Here is a 17,076-nt window from a genome sequence, read left to right as displayed (position 1 = left end):
CGCCGTTGTATCCAATTGCCGGCTTACCAGCGATCACGATGTATTCGATCCTCCCTGAAGCGATTCGCAGGCCCCTTTTTCTCTCGCGCATAGCCCAAGGAAACCACGCATAGAGGAACTACATGTTCCGGGATTCCCAGCAATCTTCGTAGCCCTTCAATTCTTTCAGCTACCGGATAGATCCCGACCCACACGGCCCCCAAACCCATTGCATTAGCCGAAATAAGCATATTCTCAGTTGCAGCCGCACAATCCAAAGGCCATCGATCTCTCAGTTCTCCCCATGTGGTGTCACCGCAAACAGCGATGCCCACCTGTGCGCTTCGCAGCATCACGGCATGGGCATGGAAGGAAGGAATGCTTTCCAGTATGCTCCTATCCCGAATGACGATGAAGTGCCACGGCTGGCTTGCCGCGGTGGGCGCACTCATCGCTGCCTTCAAGAGCTGATCGACCGCCTCGTCGGACACAGGCTCGGATGTGTAACTCCGGATACTGCGCCGGGTCAGAATGGCTTCCATTGCGTCCATCATCTGCCCCCTTTCAAGAATTCATGGCGTTCCAAATCTAGCATGGATTCACGGAAATGTGCCCACGCGGCGCGATTTGCATAAGACAAACGATTGGAGCGCCACAGCATAGCATGCAGCGCTCCAAGAAATGTAGCCAACCACTTCAAACACAGGCCTCAAAGCCGAATGAGGGTCAAACTTCGGTGACTACGGCAGCGGCCTTGGCAATGCCGGAGCAATTCCGAATCTGAGAGGTCCGACTTCCACGCCGACCCCCGGCCTAAATGGCCGTCTCGGGGGAACCACGACCCCAGGGCTCGGCTGGACATAATAACCCGAATCCGGCCCCTCGTAATAGTACATTTCAGGCTCTCTCACTACGTATTCTTCGGACTCCGGCCATTCATAAAACTCCGAATCGTCGGATTCCTCGGAAGCACGTGAGCCGCGTGTTGCAGCTTTGGCCGGGAACAAACCTTCAGCCTTAATCTGGCGGCCAAACACCCATCCTTGAACGGGTGACTGGACCTGAACCCAGCCGTTCCGAACCATGCCGGTAACCATCATTTTCTCGCCCAGGGCCGCGCAGCCGACCAACTGGTGAGACTTGTTCGGACCGCTCCTGATTCTCAGACAATTGTCCGGGCGATCTACCGAGGTCACCACAGCGTCCATAGAACGGCCACCAGCCATGCCTTTCCCAGGCACTGCACCGGCTTGGGGCCGAGCGCTCATCCGGGTTTGTACCGATTGGGCAAGAAGCTCGTAAACCCGAGTGTGGCCACCTGCCTGAGCAAAGCCAAGAGCACTCCCATCGCTGTCTATCGCTCCATAGCTGAGCAGAACCCTGACCACTTCCGTATTCCCCAAGTATGCGGCGGCGGCAAGGGCCGAAATTCCGTTAGCGTCCTTCGCATTGACATTGGCTCCTTGATTCAGGAGCGCTTGCAAACGATTTATATCTCCAGCGCCGACCGAGGCAAGCACCTCGGAATCGAGCGATTTAGTGCCGGCCGTTTGGGATTGCCCTACCCCTGCGCCTGGCGCGGTAGGCTCGGCTGCAAAAACAGGAGCCGAGAAGACCGAATACCCCAACAGCAGGAGGGGCACGGTTACGACGAGCACTAATGAGATTTTGGCTGCAAAATTCATAGTGCACCTCCGTTTAAGCGCAATATTTTTTAAAATTAAGCCCTTTGGAGGAATAAGCAAGGCTGATAACGACCTTCGTTCATGATATCGGCTTGATACATGCCGAGGGCCTGGTAATGAATCCCTTCCCCGTATGAACGCATCCAATTTCTCAAAATGGCCCTCGGAGGCAACTAAATTAGTGGTTTCCAGCGACTCGAAGTGACGAAATTACCGCTACAAGCGAAGAAGGGATGCAATTATGAATAAAGGCACAGAGACCAAGAGGAAAAGAAAATCAAATGCTCGGAACGACGAGACTGCATCGGAGCATGTGAAACACTCGGTCAACCGGCGAAGTTTTCTCACGGGATTGACGTTGGTTGCGGGAGGGGCGTTGGCGACTCCTTTGTTGTTTTCGTCCGCGGGAGAAGCAACTCCGGCTCAGACCCCGGGCGCAGGCGGGAAGGAGACGACAGCATTGCCCGACTTCCGTTTCCCGCTTATTCAACAACCGGCTCGGGTGCTGCCGGGAGGCTCTGCGCGAGAGGCCACAGCCGTGGAGTTTCCAGTGTCAAAGAACATCGCGGGCGTGCTCATGACCCTTAAACCAGGCGGCCTTCGGGAACTTCATTGGCATGCCAATGCGGCTGAATGGGCGTATGTGATCGAAGGTAACGTTCGCGTGACTATCGTCGATCCGCAGGGCCGCATAGAAATCGCAGACTTCGGGCCTGGAGACATCTGGTACTTTCCGCGCGGCCATGCACACTCGATTCAGGGCCTTGGTCTGGGGCCGGGAGAGGCCAAGTTCTTGCTCGTCTTTGACAACGGCTATTTTTCGGAGTTCGCCACGTTCAGCTTCTCGGACTGGCTGGCCCAAACGCCCAAAGAAATCGTGGCTAAGAATCTCAACGTCCCGGTCGCGGCCCTCACAGACCTCCCCAAGAAGGAGGTTTACATAGCACAAGGTCCTGTGCCGCCGCCATTGCCGGTGGTTCCTCTCTCCGGGCGGGGAACGATGCTGGCTCCTCCGCTCACTCACAAGTATTCGCTCCGTTCGCAAAAACCGTTCAGGAAATACCCTGACGGCGAGGTTCGTCTGGCTTCGGCCAAGGAGTTCCCCATTTCGAAGACCATGACCGGAGCGCTGCTCAATCTCGACGCGGGCGCTCTCCGCGAACTTCACTGGCACCCGAACGCGGATGAATGGCAATACATGCTTTCCGGCAAGATCCGCCTCACGGTCTTCGCGTCCCACGGTTTGGCCGAGGTAGTGGAACTTAGCGCGGGTGACATAGGTTTCGCGCCTATGGGATACGGTCACGCTCTGGAAAACGTGGGTGATGCGCCGGCGGAAGTCCTCATCGTTTTCAATAGTGGCGAGTACCAGGAAATAAGCCTCAGTACGGTGCTTACCACTAATCCGGCTTATCTCCTGGAGACCAACTTCAATTTGCCCAAGGCAGTTATCGACCAGCTGCCTAAAAAACAGGAATTCATCACTACCGGTGGGAAAGGCCGGTGAGGAGATACCCGAGCCGGCCGCAGATTGGCGCAATGCCAATGCGCTGTTATGCAGGTAAGCATGGCGCGCGTCCCGCGGGATCGCCACCAAATTGTGGTAGGGGCCGGCGTCTCTGCCGGCCCACATTAATATTATATTTTTGATCGCTCATTGGCCTCAGATCAGCCAGCGCTTGCGCGTCCTGCAGAACTTGAGGTCGCGGCAGGTCCGTTCCGTGTCCATGCCCTCGCCATCACAGCACATTTTGCATAACCTTCTTCATTGCACTTAACAATTTCTTTTGCCCCTCGAACGCTCGCATCGTAGTATGCTTGCCAAGCCGTGGAAGTCCTCAAATCCATCCGGCTTGAACGCCATGGCCAAACTGGAACCACCACTTACGGAAGGGAGATAAGTACTGTTGAAAGTCCTAGACATTCATATTCATGTTGGTCGTCGTGAACATCTTACGCCCCGCTTCATCGAATATTATTCGCAAACACAGGATGCGGCACGGCTTGAACTGCTGGACGCTCTGACACCCGCAGTTTTTAGCGATTTCTTGGCTGCCGAACAAGTGGATAACGCGGTGATACTTTCGGAATATTCGCCTCACGTTACGGGCGTGACCCCTAGTGAATTCACGGCGGATTTCTGCGACGGTTCCGATAGACTAATCCCCTTCGGGTCCATAGACATTGACTCCAAAGTGAACGCCGCGGACCAAACGGAGCATGCGGTCAAAGAACTGGGATGTCGAGGCCTCAAACTGCTGCCGTCGTACGGCCGATACTACCCGGACGACCCAAGAATACTGCCTGCGTATGAAGCCGCCAGGGACTTGAACATCCCCATAATGTTTCATACAGGAACTTCGGTTTTCCCGGGTACTCGAATCCGATACGCGAATCCCCTGTTACTGGACGACATTGCAGATGAATTCGCTGACCTTCGAATTGTAATGTGCCATGGAGGAAGGCCGTTCTGGTACAAGGAAGCTGAATGGATGCTCCGTCGGCATAAAAATGTTCATATTGACATATCGGGAATACCGCCGAGGCAGTTGCCGACAATCTTCACCAAGATGGAGCAGTTTCAAGAGCGGTTTGTCTTCGGAAGTGACTGGCCGAATGTCATGTCCATAGCTGAACAAGTCAGGCAAATACAGGCATTGCCTCTAAGCGAATCGACCGTCAAAGCGATCCTTTGGGACAATGCGGCCCGATTGCTGGGCGTCGGATAATCGTTGTCGTCAGACCGCGGGAGCCTTGTCCTTTTCCATCTTGCGTCGTTCTTCGTCCCGGATCTCCCGGCGCAGGAGTTTGCCCACTTTGGATTTGGGAAGCATGTCCCGGAATTCGATGTACGAAGGTACCTTGTAAGAAGCGAGTCGCTCGGAGCAGAAGTTGATCAGCTCCGCAGCGCCGACTCCCTTTGCATCGTCCTTGAGTACCACTATGGCCTTGATACGTTCACCCACCTTGGGGTCGGGAACGCCCACCACGCATGCTCCCACCACCACAGGATGGTCCTGGAGGACCGACTCGACTTCGGACGCGGAGACCCGGTAGCCCTTGTGTTTTAGAATATCAGCGCGTCTTTCCACGTAGTAGATCTGCCCATGCTCTCCCGAACGCACGTAGTCGCCGGTGCGGTAATAAATCCCGTCTTTAAGGGGAATAAACGACGCGGTGGTTTCTCCAGGCTTGTTGAGGTACTCTTTCATCGAGTATTCGGAGGTGACGACTAGTTCACCGGGCTCTCCGGCAGGGACAGGCTCAAGGGTGTCGGGATCGACAATCTTAACCTGACGAGAGGGCAGCGGTACCCCGATGGACATCGGCGGCGGATCGCCTGCATCGAGGCGGGAGTAAGTCACATGCCCGGCTTCTGTGGAGCCGTACACCTGGAAGATGGTTACTCCGGTACGTTCTTTCCAACGGGCAAGAACCTCCCGGGGCAGCACGTCTCCGCCACAGTAGCAGTAGCGCAGTGAACTGATATCGTACGTGGCCTGCCGGTCATTTTCCAGAATCATCCGGTACAGGGTCGGGACTCCCAGCATCCACCGGGCCCGATAACGCTGGATCGCCATTAAGATGGCATCTACCTGGGGGACCGGCATGAGGATCGTGGTGTTGCCGAGGTTAAGCCCCACAGCGAGGAAGAGCCCGAGCGCCATGATGTGGAAAAGCGGATTAATTGCAATGTAAACGTCTTGACCCTCGAGAACGTGCCCCGCAAAGACATGATCGCTGATGTCATTCACGTAAGAGGTATGACCCCAGTGGTTGCCTGGCACCCCTTTGGGAAATCCGGTGGTGCCGCCGGTATAGAGTATGTATGACAGGTCCTTGGCCGGATCGATCTCAACGTGAGGCGGATTTGGCGGCTGATCGAGGAGTTTGCGGAACTGAACGGTCTCAGGGCCGCCGCGCACCTTCCCATGTGGGACCTTGTCGAGCAGGAAGGCCAGCCACCGCTTCGGCCAAGAGATCAGGTCCAGGAGATTGGTCACAATCACGTGGTCGATCGCTACGCGCCCAAAAATCTCCTTGACGTAACCGTAATTGGTGTCGTGGCAAATGACAGTTTTCGCGCCTGAGTCGTTAATCATGTACTCGAGTTCGTGAGACGTATAAATCGGCGACACGAGCACAACCGCGGCTCCAATCTTTTGGGCCGCCAAGAACGCGATAATGTACTGGACTGAGTTGGACAGATAGATGAGGACGCGATCTCCCTTACCGACCCCCAACGCGGCCAAGCCTGTGGCGAAACGGTCCACCATTTCTTTCAGTTGCCGGTAGCTGAACCGGTCGCCCAGGAACACCACCGCGGTATTTTCGGGGAATTTCTCGCATGCTCGCTCAAAGCGGGTGAACGTATATTCCGGATCCAATGACGCCTCCACCGTGACGTAGAATCACGACCCGAAGTAGGCCGCTTTCACGTCCGGGTTATCCATTAGTTCCTGGTTGGTTCCTTCCACCACCGCTGAGCCGTTTTCCAGGATGTAGCCGTATTCTATTATCGGCATGATCGGCCTGGCGTACTGCTCCGAAACGATGATGGAAATGTTCCGTTGGTCGCGGATTTCCTTTATAGCTTTCGACAGGAGATACTGTACCACAGGGCTGAGGCCTAGCAGCGGCTCATCGAGGAGCAGCAGCTTTGGTTGCGCCATGAGGGCCCGGCCGATGGCCAGCATCTGCTGCTCTCCGCCGCTGAGAAAACCGCCAAGCCGCTTAGTCAGACGCTTGAGCGCGGGAAAGATGGTGAAGACGTACTCGATGGTGTCCGCGGTTTGGCGGGCAGTCGCCAGGTACCCCCCAATCTTGAGGTTCTCCAGGACCGTGCTTTCCACGAAAATTCGGCGGCGCTCCGGGCACAAGATGATCCCGTGCCGCGCGCGATCCGACGGCTTCATGGACCTCATGGAGCGGCCTTGAAAGAGGACTTCACCTCGCACGGTGATCCGTTCCCCACCGGCCATCTCTTCTTTTTTCTGAGTGTCCAAAATCAGGCCTGAGAGCGCGTACATGAGCGTGGACTTACCAGCGCTGTTTGCCCCGAACACTCCGACGATATTGTTGTCGCCGCAGCCGAGGCTGACGTTGTTGAGTGCCAGCATGTTCTCATAGAACACCATTAGACCTCTGGCTTCAAACATAGGCGAGAACCTCCTCCGATCCGAAGTAGGCCTCTTTTACCTCTTTGTAGGCCATCACCTCCTCGGCAGTCCCCTCCGCGATCTTGCAGCCAAAGTTGAGGACCACCACCCGGTTGGCCAGGCGAAACAATTCCCTGAGGCGGTGTTCCACCATGATGAGCGTGATGCCCTCCATTTGGAGCTTCTCGATAAGCGGAACCATGCTGGCCATCTCGCTCATGCTCAGTCCGGAGAAAACCTCGTCGCAGATCACCACCTCTGGCCGCAGGGCCAGGCAGCGTGCAAGTTCCAGGCGTTTCAAGTACCCGGTGGGCAGCGACGACGCCACCTTGTAGGGGACGTACGAATCGCGTTCAAAGCCGATTTCCTCAAGAATGTCAACAGCGACTGTGTCTCGGCTGCCCATCTTGCCACCGCCGCGCCAGCCGCCCGTGCGGCGGGCCCTGCGCGAAAAAAGTGGCACAATAAGGTTCTTGAACGCGGGGAGGCTATAATAAGGCCGCATCACCTGGAACGTACGGGTGAGTCCCAGGTCAGCTATCTTGTGGGGCTTCCAGTTGGTGATCTCCTGGCCCTTGAACGAGACCCGTCCGTGGTCCACCTTGATGAATCCGGTAATGGCGTTGACAAGCGTGGTCTTGCCAGAACCGTTCGGGCCGATGATGCCGACGATGTCGCCCCGGTGTACGTCCAGGTCCACTGCCGACAGTGCCAGCACACCGCCGAAGGCCTTACTCACGTTCTCGACGCGTAGGAGTGTTTCCCCGCTCATAATTGAACCACCTTCAATGTGCCTCTCAAATCTTAATCGTGATTCTCAGGAGTTGAAACTGTCTCGGTAAACGGTTACCTCAAATCTCCACCCAACGCTCTGTCTGTTCGTATTTCCGCGTGATGTAGGTCATGATCCCTTCGCTCTTGAACACGATAAAACCGGTGAGGATCAGAGCGTACACAGCGATGCGCAGCGTGCCGAAATCGCGTAGCGCTTCGCTTATGGGCACAAGGATCACGCACCCAATCACAGCCCCCACCAGCGTGCCGCCACCTCCCACAACTGTGGCCGCAATGGGAATGATCGAGAAATCGAGAGCGAACTGCGAAATCCCCGCCCACATGTATATGTGGGCCAGAAATGCGCCACCCAGACACCCCAGAGCCGCAGCGATAAATACCCCCAGCGCCTTGTACGTGGTGATGTTGATCGCCGACGCTTTCACCGCCTGATCGTTGTCCTTCACTCCTCGGAAGACCAGCCCTACGTCTTCGGTCACCATCCGACGGAGCAAGAATAGGACCACAAGGACACACGCGATCAGGAGGTACTGCTCGACCCACCCGCTGGAAAATCCGTCCAATCCTATGATCCCGTCCGTGCCGCCGAATATATTCAACGCTTCGATGACCCTGCCGGCCAGGAGAGGATACATCAGGCTCACGATCGCGAAATAGACCCCTCGAAGCGGTAGACAGGGCCACAGAATCGCAGCGCACAGGGCGCCTCCAAGAACCGTCGCCACCGGCACGGTGACGTAAATCGGCAACCCGAAGTGCGAATTCAGAAGCGCCGCGATGTACGCGCCCACCCCGATGTAGAGGCCTCCACCCAGCGAAACCAAACCCACGTAATTGGCCAGGAAATCGAACCCGATAGCCAGAAGCGCATATATGCCAATGATCGAGACGACCCGCTGCCAGTACGGAAAGCGCGTCAGGACGAGCGGCAAAACAAGAAGCCCTACGATTAGCGCCAGCCTCGGGAGGATGAGGTACGTGATTTCCACCCACGAGGATATCGCATACACGCCGTCCGTTCGCACTTTGATCCCTCTATCCAGCCGCTCCTTGCGGCGGTCCTGCGTTTCGTCGGCCATGCTCACACCCTCTCCTCAAGTTCCTTCTGTCGCCCGAACAGCCCGCTGGGCCTTATGATCAGTGTGAAAATGATCGCTATGAGTGCAACTGCGATCTGATAGTGCGCCCCGAGAAACACCACTGTCAGGATCTGCGCAAACCCGATGAGGAACGCCGCCAATATTGCCCCGTTCCAGCTGCCGAGCCCTCCCACGATGCATACTGCCACGGCCATGACAAGCACATTGTACCCCGTTTCCACAATGATGCTCGCCAACGGTAGCAGTACGAGCGCGGCGGCTCCGGCCAGCACAGACCCTACGGCCATTGCCACAACAGCCATCCGGTCTGAGTCGATCCCGAGGGTCATCGCGGCCTGCTCATCCTGAGCCATTCCTTTGAGAGCAAGCCCCAGTTTTGTCCCGCTCACAAAAAGCAATAGGAGGCCAACCAGCGCCACTCCAGCCACCACCACTATGATCCGTTGGTAGTCGACCGACACACCAAACAACAGCACACTCCCTTCCACGAACGGAGGTAGTGTGAACGTCCCACCCTTGAGCCCGCCCCAGCGCAACCCCTCAAGGATTGCCAGGCCGATTGCATACGACGCGATGATCTCCGAAATTGCCATGCCCCGAACCCGCACCAAGATGAAGTGGTACATCCCCGCGCCTATCAGGCCGGTGATAGCCAGTGCAATCACCATGGAGAGCGGATAGTTCAGCCCCACCCGGTTCAGGAGCAGCCACGTTATGTATCCCGTGAGCACGTATAGAGCACCGTGCGCGAAGTTTGGCAGACGGCTCACCCCATACACGAGCGTGAACCCGAGGGCCATTAGAACCAGTGCAACGCTGTTAATGATGCCATAGATGAGTATGTCCATGAAACTGGCCTCAATCCGACAAAAGGGGCGGACAGAGGGAGGCGGACCCCTCCCTCCGTTAACGAAATCATACAAAAGGCGGTTACGCGGTTAAGTTACTTTTTCATCCAGGGCGGGAGGAGGATCTCACCCACTGCTATCTTCGGAGGAAAAACCACAACTCTCTTCCCAGCCTGCCACTGGAAGATCGTCCCAACGGCTCCTTCGTTCGGGTCGACGCTCGGTATAACCTGGTGGGTCTTTGGGTCGAATCGGATGCGCCCGTAAACACCCATTATATCGGTCTTCAAGATGGCGTCGGCAACTTTGTCCGGGTCGAGGGTCCCAGCCCGTTCGATCGCGTCTTTCAAGACGTAGACCGACATGTAGCTTGACGAGGTCCCGTATCCTTCCGGCTCAAGGCCATATTTTGCCTTGTAAGCGTCGACGAACTTCTGGGTCCAGGGAGTGGCGTTGCTCGGAGCATTTCCCGCATTGACCACGTTGGCCAGGCAGAACTCTCCCTTGCCCTCAGTTGCCTTCCAAAAGCCGGGCTGCTCTGCCGCTGCTATGATTGTTCCGAACGGCAGTGCAGGAATCTTCATGTCATGCCACTGCTTGAGCAGTATCGCTGACTCAGGCATGTCCATCCAGATAATGATGACCTGTGCATTCTGTTTCTTGGCCTCGAGTAGCCCCATGGAATAATCGGTTGTCCCCGTCGGGTAGACGACCGGGTCTCCAAGCACCTGCCACCCTTTGCCTGACATGACTTTTTTCAGAATGTCACCCCCGGCACGTGCGTGGGCGACATCTTGAACCATGATCATGAGCCTATTGAGGTTGAACTTCTTGCCGATTTCTTCGAGGCACGGAACCAGTTCGCCCATGACCATCCATTTCGCCTCACCGGAGATGCGGAAGCAGTACTTAAACTTGTCCGGGTTAGCGGCGATTATTTCGTTGTATTTGGGTGTGAGCGCTCCGGTGGTAAGGATGGAGATCATCTTGTGTTTGACGAGCAGCGGCATGACAGCAAGCGCTGCCTCAGAGCGCACCGGGCCCCCGACGAGGAAGTTCACCTTTTTCTCCAAAATGAGCTTCTCAACTGCGAGGAGGGCCTCGCTCACCGGGACGGCCGCCTCAAGGTCCCTAGTGTCGATCACCTCTACAGCGAAGGGCTGTTTTTTGTCTCCCACTTTGACCCCGCCGGCGGCGTTGATCTCGTCAACTGCAAGTTTGATAGCCCGCTCAGAGTCCCAGCCGTAAAGGAATGCAGTGGCAAGAGGACAGCCGAGGAGGATGGGCTGTTCCGCCGCCGCAACTGTGAGAGGGACAACCAGGAACGCCAGGACGACAAGCACACAGTAGAGTAGCCTTGCTTTGGTACGCATCTGATAACTCCCCTTTGCTCGCTTTTGTTTCGCGATGTTGGTTAAGAACTCTCCAGACAAATCTCAATACCCAAGAGACCGCTTATACAAACGCCGACCTCGGTCGTTGCCTCAGAACTGGGATTATGCGGCCACCACGGCAGCCGGCGCAGTGTCCCTGACCACTCATCCGATGGTTTTTCGAACCCAAACTAAGCCTCGATTCGCCTCCGACGGTGTGCCTGACGTAAGGGGTGGCATGGAAATTTCGGGGTAAACGGATTTTTGGTCCATTCTTGAGCGTACCCCTCAATTATTCCCTCAGTCAAGGACAATCTTCGGCGTTGTCTAAGCGTTCAGTTATTAGCGGCGAGAGATTGTCATTGCGAGCGAAGCCAAGCAATCTCTGCTTTCAAGCGCTGAGATTGCTTCGTCGTTTCACTCCTCGCAATGACAGAGAATGGCAAATTCCCCCGCGTAACTGAATGATTACGGTGTTGTATTTCCAGGACTTGCAACGCGTCTCCCTTCCGTGGTCGACATCGATGACTACATGAAATGAAACAGTCGCATGAAAATGCAGGGTGTGACAGCCATGATAAGAGCCTCTTTCGCTCTGCGGTTCACTTGCTAGCCCACTTACCCTTCATGTCCGCGTAGCTCGGCATGGCCATAAATTCTTCAGGGCTCCAGGTCCAGAACTGGCTGAGAGACGGATACGTCTTTTCGATTACATTTTGCCACCGACCATCCGTGATTCCTACCCTACGAATGTAGTAGTTCTGGACGGGCGCACCATATTCATCGAATCGTATGATTCCGCGAGGGGCTTTCAGTTCCAAGGACCGCATGGCTTGGACCAAATCCCTGCCGCTCAGTTGGCCTTCAGTTTTCTTCAGTGCTTCCACTATTGCCATTCCGGTAACATACCCTTGTTCCGAATACAGAGTGGGAGGGTGTCCGTACTTCTTCGCGTAAGCTGCTTTGAATTGAGTGTTTTCCGGGGTATCAAGGAGGAAACACCAGTGTGACTCGGAAACGATACCCTCAGCCGCCGGACCCTGTTTGGACAATATATTCTCATCCACCAGAAACCCCTTACTGACAACGGCAATCTTTTGCTTCAGTCCGGATTCGGCATATTGTTTAACAAATCTCTGTGCATCACCGCCGGCAAGAAATACCAGCAACACCTCGGCGTCGCGATTGATTTGGGCAAGGAACGGCTGGAAATCCTGAGTGCCCAGACGAGTCCAAATCTCTTGAACTATTTTCCCGCCCAGTTTTGTGAAAGTTCTGCACATACCTCCAACTTGCTCGTAACCCGCCGCGTTGTCGGCGCCCACGGCCGCGGCGTTACGAAAGCCCTGGTTATATGCCCACTCCCCCAGGGGATGGGAACCCGCGCTGCTTCCGAAGGAAACGCGAATAATGAAAGGGCTCGCCCTTCTCTGCGTCAGATCGTCGGCTCCGGCATTGGATATGACAAAGGGTATCTGACGCTCTGCGGTAAGTTTAGCAACCGCGTACGCGCATCCGGAATCTACTACTCCGGACAAAACGTCTATCTTGTGCTTGTCTATGAGTTCGTGAGCAGTGTCCAACGCCAGGCTCACCTGGTTACTGCCGATATTTTTTACCAAAACCTCTATATCACGACCACCGGCCTTGTGACCAACTTGCTCCATGTAAAGGTTCAGGCCATCCCTTAGATCCCCGCCCAGAGCAGCATAAACCCCGGACAACGAAACACAGTGGCCTATTTTGAAGGGTTCTGAAGCCCAAGTCGCAGCGCAAACACAGGTCAAGGAGAGCAACATGGTCACAAACACTAAACAAACCCCAATTCGCGTTAGTGCTTTCATCGTTGTCCCTTCATGCTTACTTGCCTGAGATCTCTTACACTGGTGCAAGTCCTTTTCTGAGCATCGGGGGAAGTTTGAACCGCACATTCGTACTCGTCGCTGTGCGACACATGATCGTCATTCCGTCATTCGTTTGACAGCGACCGGTGGCCTTCGCTGCGTGCCGGTGTAACCGGAGCAGATGACCGGAGGCCGTACTACTCCCCAATACCTTCCCCACAGGACAGCGAAAGAGCAAGTGTTGTGCCAATCTCATAGCCGGTGCAGCATGGTGAGACGTGACCTCACTCAGAAGACAATTCGCCCAATAACGATGGAGCACTTAGGCGTAAATAAGTGACAAATTTGTTTGCAGTAAGTGGAAAGATTCTTTCCAGTTTAGACACGAAGTCGGTCGACATCGGAATTGATCCCGCATTGGTTGAGCCATCTTCGCAGCGTCGGCCTCGAAATCCCCAATGCCTTCGCCGTGACGGTGACATTTCCACCGCATCTGGCAAAAGCCATGCGAACATAATCACTTTGCACCTGTTCCAAGGTGCGCAGTCCGGAATTATCAAGTACTTCCACTGACGATCCTTCAAGGGCCATCTCAACAGCATCCGCCAGCAGGACTGTTCCTCTGGATTCCAGCACCGCTTTGGTCAGCACATTCTTGAGTTCTCTCACATTGCCCGGCCACGAGTGAGCTTTGAGAATGTCTATGGCCTGTTTTTCCACCTTGGCAACCTTGGTTCGCAAGTCCTGGTTAATTTTTGCCATGAAAAATCGAACCAGTTCCGGCAGATCATCCATTCTCTCGCGGAGTGGCGGCACCTGGATAGTGATAACTTTCAGCCTGAAAAAAAGGTCCTGGCGAAACCGTCCCTGCTGCACCAGGTCTTTCAAATTCCTGTTGGTTGCGGCAATGATGCGTGCTTCGATTTGACGGGTTTGATTTCCTCCTACTCTGGTGAAATCGCCGTATTCGAGAAAACGCAGGAACTTGGCCTGCAAAGGCAGTGGGATCTCGCCCACTTCGTCGAAGAAGATAGTTCCTGTACTCGCTAGCTCTATCCTCCCCTTCTTGGATTCGACAGCCCCCGTAAAGGCCCCTTTCTTGTGTCCGAAGAGTTCCGATTCAAACAAAGTCTCCACCAGGGTGGTGCAGTCGATGGTCACAAAAGGCTTGTCCTTCCACAACGAAGATTCATGAAGCACTCTGGCCAGGAGTTCCTTGCCGGTCCCTGTTTCTCCCTCGATCAGCACTGCGGCGCGGTTGCAGGAGAGCAGCCCGATAAATTTGAATATGGAACGCATCGCTCTCGTGTTACCGACAATACGTTTGCGCAACAGTCGGTCCTGGTCGTCACCTACGAGATGCGGAGACAAGCGGGAGGCCTTGGAAATGTGCAGACTCCTCGTTATCGAACGATCCAACTCACGAACGCTCAGCGGTTTCTGAATGTAATCATAAGCGCCGTATCGCATTGCTTCTATTGAGCTTTCCATATCATGGAAAGCCGTTATCATTATTACTTTCGCATCGGGGCGGATTTCGACGATGCGTCGAAGTATCTCAAGACCGGAAATATCCGGTAAGCGAATATCCAAAATGACAACTTGAGGATTATAGTCTAAGCAAGCCTTGAAGCCGCCATTCCCCGTGTCAGCCGTCCGGACCGCCAGACCTTTGTCTTGCAGGTACATTTCCAGTGATTCGCGAATAGAGGCGTCATCATCTATGACAAGCACTCTGTTCATGCTCCCCATGGCAACCTCATGACAAAAGTGGCTCCAGATCCGTTGTGGTTGCGAACCTCAACACTACCTTGATGAGCTTCCACGATTCTCTTCACATTGCTAAGTCCAAGGCCGCTTCCCTGAGCCTTTGTAGTGTAAAATGGATCAAATAAACGCGGGATCGCGGAAGGGTCAATTCCGGGGCCGCTGTCTCTGACACCGATTTCCAGATATTTATTTCCGCCAACACGAATACGTTTTGCGAAAACGAGTATGCCACTGCCCTCGCCGGTGACTTCAATTGCATTGAGCATCAAATTCAGCAAAGCCTGCTGCAGCTTCTTTGCATCCAATGTGCATGGGGGAAGAAGCCGCGCATAGCGCTGAACTATTTTCAAGCGTTTTTCCGAAATCTTAGGCTCCACAAGGTCCACGCAACCCTGCACGAGTTCGTGCACATCAACGACACCCAATTCTATGCTCACAGGCCGAGATAGATCGAGCAATTGTCGAAGGATGTTTTCCAGCCGGGACACCTCTCGAACAGTGATGTCCAGACGTCGCTGATCAAAACCGTCCAGATGTAAGGTGCCGCTCAAAATCTGTAGATTCATGTTGATGGAAGAGAGCGGATTTCTTATCTCATGGGACAGTGACGCGGCCAGGTGGCCGACATAGGCCAATCGCTCATTTTCACGGACCTTCCGTTCCATATCTACCCGTTCGCTGATGTCCCTGCACACCCCAATGGTTGCCAGTCCTTGACCCATGTCCACGGTCTTCGCCTTAATCTCAGTAGCCCCTCTTTCAGGATCACAACCCAGACGAATGTATTCGATAGTACTTGTCGCGGCTTTGCCGGCTCGCGGGTCCAGATACTCGGTGCTTATCCGTTCGCGCCATTCAGGAGCTACAAATCGCAAAAACGGCTGACCCACCACTCTGCCTTGAGTGGTGCCGTGCATGCGACAAAAGGCCTTATTCGCAAACACTATGCGATCGTTCTGTATGACGAAATACCCATCGTTGATCTCTTCCACCAGCGTCTTATATCTCCGCTCACTCGCGGCAAGTTCGGCTGTGCGAACGCCTATTTCCTGTTCGAGATCCTCCGCGTGTTGTCTGATTGCACGCTCGTGCATGTGCTGAAAGTGATCGGAAAAACGATGGATCGTGTGAGAGAGACAGGCATTGATACCTTCTATCGACTGCGCCAACAACTTGAGCCGTCCTTCAGCCAAGAGCCTTCTCGTTACAATTGACCTGAACAACTCAAATGCCCTCTGAACATCGGACAATGGAAACCCGGCTGATAAACGTTTTGCCGTGATTAAGTCGATGAAGCGTTCCATGCGGGTGAGCCGGTTGAAAGAAAGGAACTCTAAATCCGCCTCCAGGGCGTCGGTCACGGTGCCGAGAAGCTCTTCCCGCGGGCGTCTCGCGTACGAGGGAGACAGTTTATGAAGTGTGTCGACCCACTCTTCGATTATCTGGACTCTCTCCTTCTGGAGCCATCGGAGGAGAGACTTGGGTGCTGGAGCACAACTCGCGATACGCGGATGTGTCTGTTCTTCGTTTTCTGACCCTGCTCTCAGAATAGGCTTTGGGTTAGGCATGACGATCTTTGTTCAAGCCCCGAATAGACCGGGCCATGCTTGGGACGAGAAAGGTTCTCGAGCTTCTTTTAGTTCGGAACGAGCAGGTGACAGAAAATCTCTTTGACGAGCGACCGGGAGTTGTCGGCAACCTCCCAGGCCGTTGTCTTCCATATGAGCCACGATTCCGCGACGGATCATTATGAGGACCCGCCCGCGCGACTAGCTTGAGGACCTCAGATTGCCGGTTCTCGCCCACCATTGCAGTGAAGCCGCTTCATCAAGAAAGTTGCATGACCACCCGTTGGGAGCCATGCGCGGAGCAGCGGGATTGCATTATGATTCAATAATGGTTGATTCGCTAACTTCCAGGTCTTTTTCGAACTTATCCCAGAATTCTTCCTCGGACTTTCTCCACTCAGGGCCGAATCTTGCTCCGAAGAAGTGTCCTAGCTTGGAAAACAGAGATTTCCACGCGGAACGATAGCTAAGGGTCAGAACGTCTTCGAGAAAAGGCGTTATGTTGTCTATCTCATCTTTGGGCACGTAGGCTCTGGCGCCCAGTTCAATAGACCGTTTGAGGGACTCGGGGTTCAATGCATGAGCTGTAAGCATCACCACGGGCAGTTCTTTCGAGGTCGCGAATGCCAGCAGATCGAAGCCTCGCACCCCCATGATGTCCAGGAGGGCAAGATCGTAGGTGTAAGAGTGCATTCGCTGCAGGCCTTCTTCATAGGTGGTGGCTGTGTCGAGCGCGACGCCGTGCTTATCGAGTTCCTCGCGGAGGATATCCAGAATGTCAGGCTCGTCATCCACGGCCAGCATTCGCTTGCCTGCCAAGACGCTTTTCCCCATAGCGAACCCCCTGATCTTTAGATTACAAGCTTATAGCTAAGCATAGGCTTCGTGTCAAGCCGCTTCGCCAGAGCTGTTTTACAGTATGATGAACACATGCTCAGGGTGCTCTTTGGCGCGC

14 protein-coding genes are annotated in these 17,076 nt (G+C 54.7%); 2 read left to right on the top strand and 12 right to left on the bottom strand.

All coding sequences use genetic code 11. The annotated features are described in order from the left end of the window. Positions 1 to 23 precede the first annotated feature (23 nt). Both HY913_05610 and HY913_05605 read right to left on the bottom strand, forming a co-directional pair. Positions 24 to 521 (bottom strand): nitroreductase family protein, encoded by a 498-nt coding sequence (locus HY913_05610; protein ID MBI4962737.1) that lies wholly within the window; start codon positions 519 to 521, stop codon positions 24 to 26. 198 nt (positions 522 to 719) lie between these two features. Continuing rightward, the gene (locus HY913_05605) at positions 720 to 1,664 is read right to left on the bottom strand and encodes an SH3 domain-containing protein (protein MBI4962736.1); all 945 of its coding nucleotides are present in this window, start codon (positions 1,662 to 1,664) and stop codon (positions 720 to 722) included. 241 nt (positions 1,665 to 1,905) lie between these two features. Here HY913_05605 and HY913_05600 point away from each other — a divergent pair, with 241 nt between their 5' ends. Continuing rightward, positions 1,906 to 3,171: a cupin domain-containing protein gene (locus tag HY913_05600; protein MBI4962735.1), complete on the top strand. Its 1,266-nt coding sequence runs from the start codon at positions 1,906 to 1,908 to the stop codon at positions 3,169 to 3,171. Positions 3,172 to 3,571: 400 nt separating this feature from the next. Beyond that, a complete protein-coding gene (locus HY913_05595) occupies positions 3,572 to 4,393 on the top strand; it encodes an amidohydrolase (GenBank protein ID MBI4962734.1) in 822 nt (273 codons plus the stop codon). Between the two features lie 9 nt (positions 4,394 to 4,402). On the opposite strand, the gene HY913_05590 is transcribed toward HY913_05595, so the two are convergent. The 10 genes from HY913_05590 to HY913_05545 all read right to left on the bottom strand — a co-directional run bounded on the left by HY913_05590 (position 4,403) and on the right by HY913_05545 (position 16,955). Next, entirely contained in the window at positions 4,403 to 6,052 is a 1,650-nt protein-coding gene (locus tag HY913_05590; GenBank protein MBI4962733.1) for an AMP-binding protein, read from the bottom strand. 24 nt (positions 6,053 to 6,076) lie between these two features. After that, positions 6,077 to 6,823, bottom strand: coding sequence for an ATP-binding cassette domain-containing protein (locus HY913_05585; protein ID MBI4962732.1), 747 nt, complete (start codon positions 6,821 to 6,823; stop codon positions 6,077 to 6,079). Continuing rightward, positions 6,816 to 7,595 carry an ATP-binding cassette domain-containing protein gene (locus HY913_05580; GenBank protein MBI4962731.1) on the bottom strand — a complete coding sequence of 260 codons (780 nt, stop codon included), beginning with the start codon at positions 7,593 to 7,595 and terminating at the stop codon, positions 6,816 to 6,818. Before HY913_05580 ends, HY913_05585 begins: the two co-directional genes overlap by 8 nt. A gap of 79 nt (positions 7,596 to 7,674) precedes the next feature. Then, on the bottom strand, positions 7,675 to 8,697 hold the full coding sequence (locus HY913_05575; GenBank protein ID MBI4962730.1) for a branched-chain amino acid ABC transporter permease: 1,023 nt from the start codon (positions 8,695 to 8,697) through the stop codon (positions 7,675 to 7,677). Positions 8,698 to 8,699: 2 nt separating this feature from the next. Further along, complete coding sequence (locus HY913_05570; protein MBI4962729.1) at positions 8,700 to 9,566, bottom strand: branched-chain amino acid ABC transporter permease; 867 nt, start codon at positions 9,564 to 9,566, stop codon at positions 8,700 to 8,702. A 95-nt stretch (positions 9,567 to 9,661) separates the two neighbouring features. Continuing rightward, entirely contained in the window at positions 9,662 to 10,939 is a 1,278-nt protein-coding gene (locus HY913_05565; protein MBI4962728.1) for an ABC transporter substrate-binding protein, read from the bottom strand. Positions 10,940 to 11,541: 602 nt separating this feature from the next. After that, the gene (locus tag HY913_05560) at positions 11,542 to 12,783 is read right to left on the bottom strand and encodes an ABC transporter substrate-binding protein (protein MBI4962727.1); all 1,242 of its coding nucleotides are present in this window, start codon (positions 12,781 to 12,783) and stop codon (positions 11,542 to 11,544) included. A gap of 378 nt (positions 12,784 to 13,161) precedes the next feature. Beyond that, positions 13,162 to 14,535 carry a sigma-54-dependent Fis family transcriptional regulator gene (locus HY913_05555; GenBank protein ID MBI4962726.1) on the bottom strand — a complete coding sequence of 458 codons (1,374 nt, stop codon included), beginning with the start codon at positions 14,533 to 14,535 and terminating at the stop codon, positions 13,162 to 13,164. Then, positions 14,523 to 16,121 carry a PAS domain S-box protein gene (locus tag HY913_05550; GenBank protein MBI4962725.1) on the bottom strand — a complete coding sequence of 533 codons (1,599 nt, stop codon included), beginning with the start codon at positions 16,119 to 16,121 and terminating at the stop codon, positions 14,523 to 14,525. Before HY913_05550 ends, HY913_05555 begins: the two co-directional genes overlap by 13 nt. A 315-nt stretch (positions 16,122 to 16,436) precedes the next feature. Further along, positions 16,437 to 16,955 carry a response regulator gene (locus tag HY913_05545; protein MBI4962724.1) on the bottom strand — a complete coding sequence of 173 codons (519 nt, stop codon included), beginning with the start codon at positions 16,953 to 16,955 and terminating at the stop codon, positions 16,437 to 16,439. Positions 16,956 to 17,076 lie beyond the last annotated feature (121 nt).

Source organism: Desulfomonile tiedjei (genome assembly GCA_016212925.1).
In the GTDB taxonomy this organism is placed as follows: domain Bacteria; phylum Desulfobacterota; class Desulfomonilia; order Desulfomonilales; family Desulfomonilaceae; genus JACRDF01.
The sequence above is the reverse complement of the archived record's forward strand: the minus strand, read 5'-3'. Positions and strand labels throughout refer to the sequence as shown.

Excerpts from the sequence above, each read along its gene's own strand:
- HY913_05605 (MBI4962736.1), bottom strand. The coding sequence starts at position 1,664 with ATGAATTTTGCAGCCAAAATCTCATTAGTGCTCGTCGTAACCGTGCCC.
- HY913_05560 (MBI4962727.1), bottom strand. The coding sequence starts at position 12,783 with ATGAAAGCACTAACGCGAATTGGGGTTTGTTTAGTGTTTGTGACCATG.
- HY913_05600 (MBI4962735.1), top strand. The coding sequence starts at position 1,906 with ATGAATAAAGGCACAGAGACCAAGAGGAAAAGAAAATCAAATGCTCGG.
- HY913_05545 (MBI4962724.1), bottom strand. The coding sequence starts at position 16,955 with ATGGGGAAAAGCGTCTTGGCAGGCAAGCGAATGCTGGCCGTGGATGAC.
- HY913_05565 (MBI4962728.1), bottom strand. The coding sequence starts at position 10,939 with ATGCGTACCAAAGCAAGGCTACTCTACTGTGTGCTTGTCGTCCTGGCG.
- HY913_05585 (MBI4962732.1), bottom strand. The coding sequence starts at position 6,823 with ATGTTTGAAGCCAGAGGTCTAATGGTGTTCTATGAGAACATGCTGGCA.
- HY913_05555 (MBI4962726.1), bottom strand. The coding sequence starts at position 14,535 with ATGGGGAGCATGAACAGAGTGCTTGTCATAGATGATGACGCCTCTATT.
- HY913_05580 (MBI4962731.1), bottom strand. The coding sequence starts at position 7,595 with ATGAGCGGGGAAACACTCCTACGCGTCGAGAACGTGAGTAAGGCCTTC.
- HY913_05610 (MBI4962737.1), bottom strand. The coding sequence starts at position 521 with ATGGAAGCCATTCTGACCCGGCGCAGTATCCGGAGTTACACATCCGAG.
- HY913_05570 (MBI4962729.1), bottom strand. The coding sequence starts at position 9,566 with ATGGACATACTCATCTATGGCATCATTAACAGCGTTGCACTGGTTCTA.
- HY913_05575 (MBI4962730.1), bottom strand. The coding sequence starts at position 8,697 with ATGGCCGACGAAACGCAGGACCGCCGCAAGGAGCGGCTGGATAGAGGG.
- HY913_05550 (MBI4962725.1), bottom strand. The coding sequence starts at position 16,121 with ATGCCTAACCCAAAGCCTATTCTGAGAGCAGGGTCAGAAAACGAAGAA.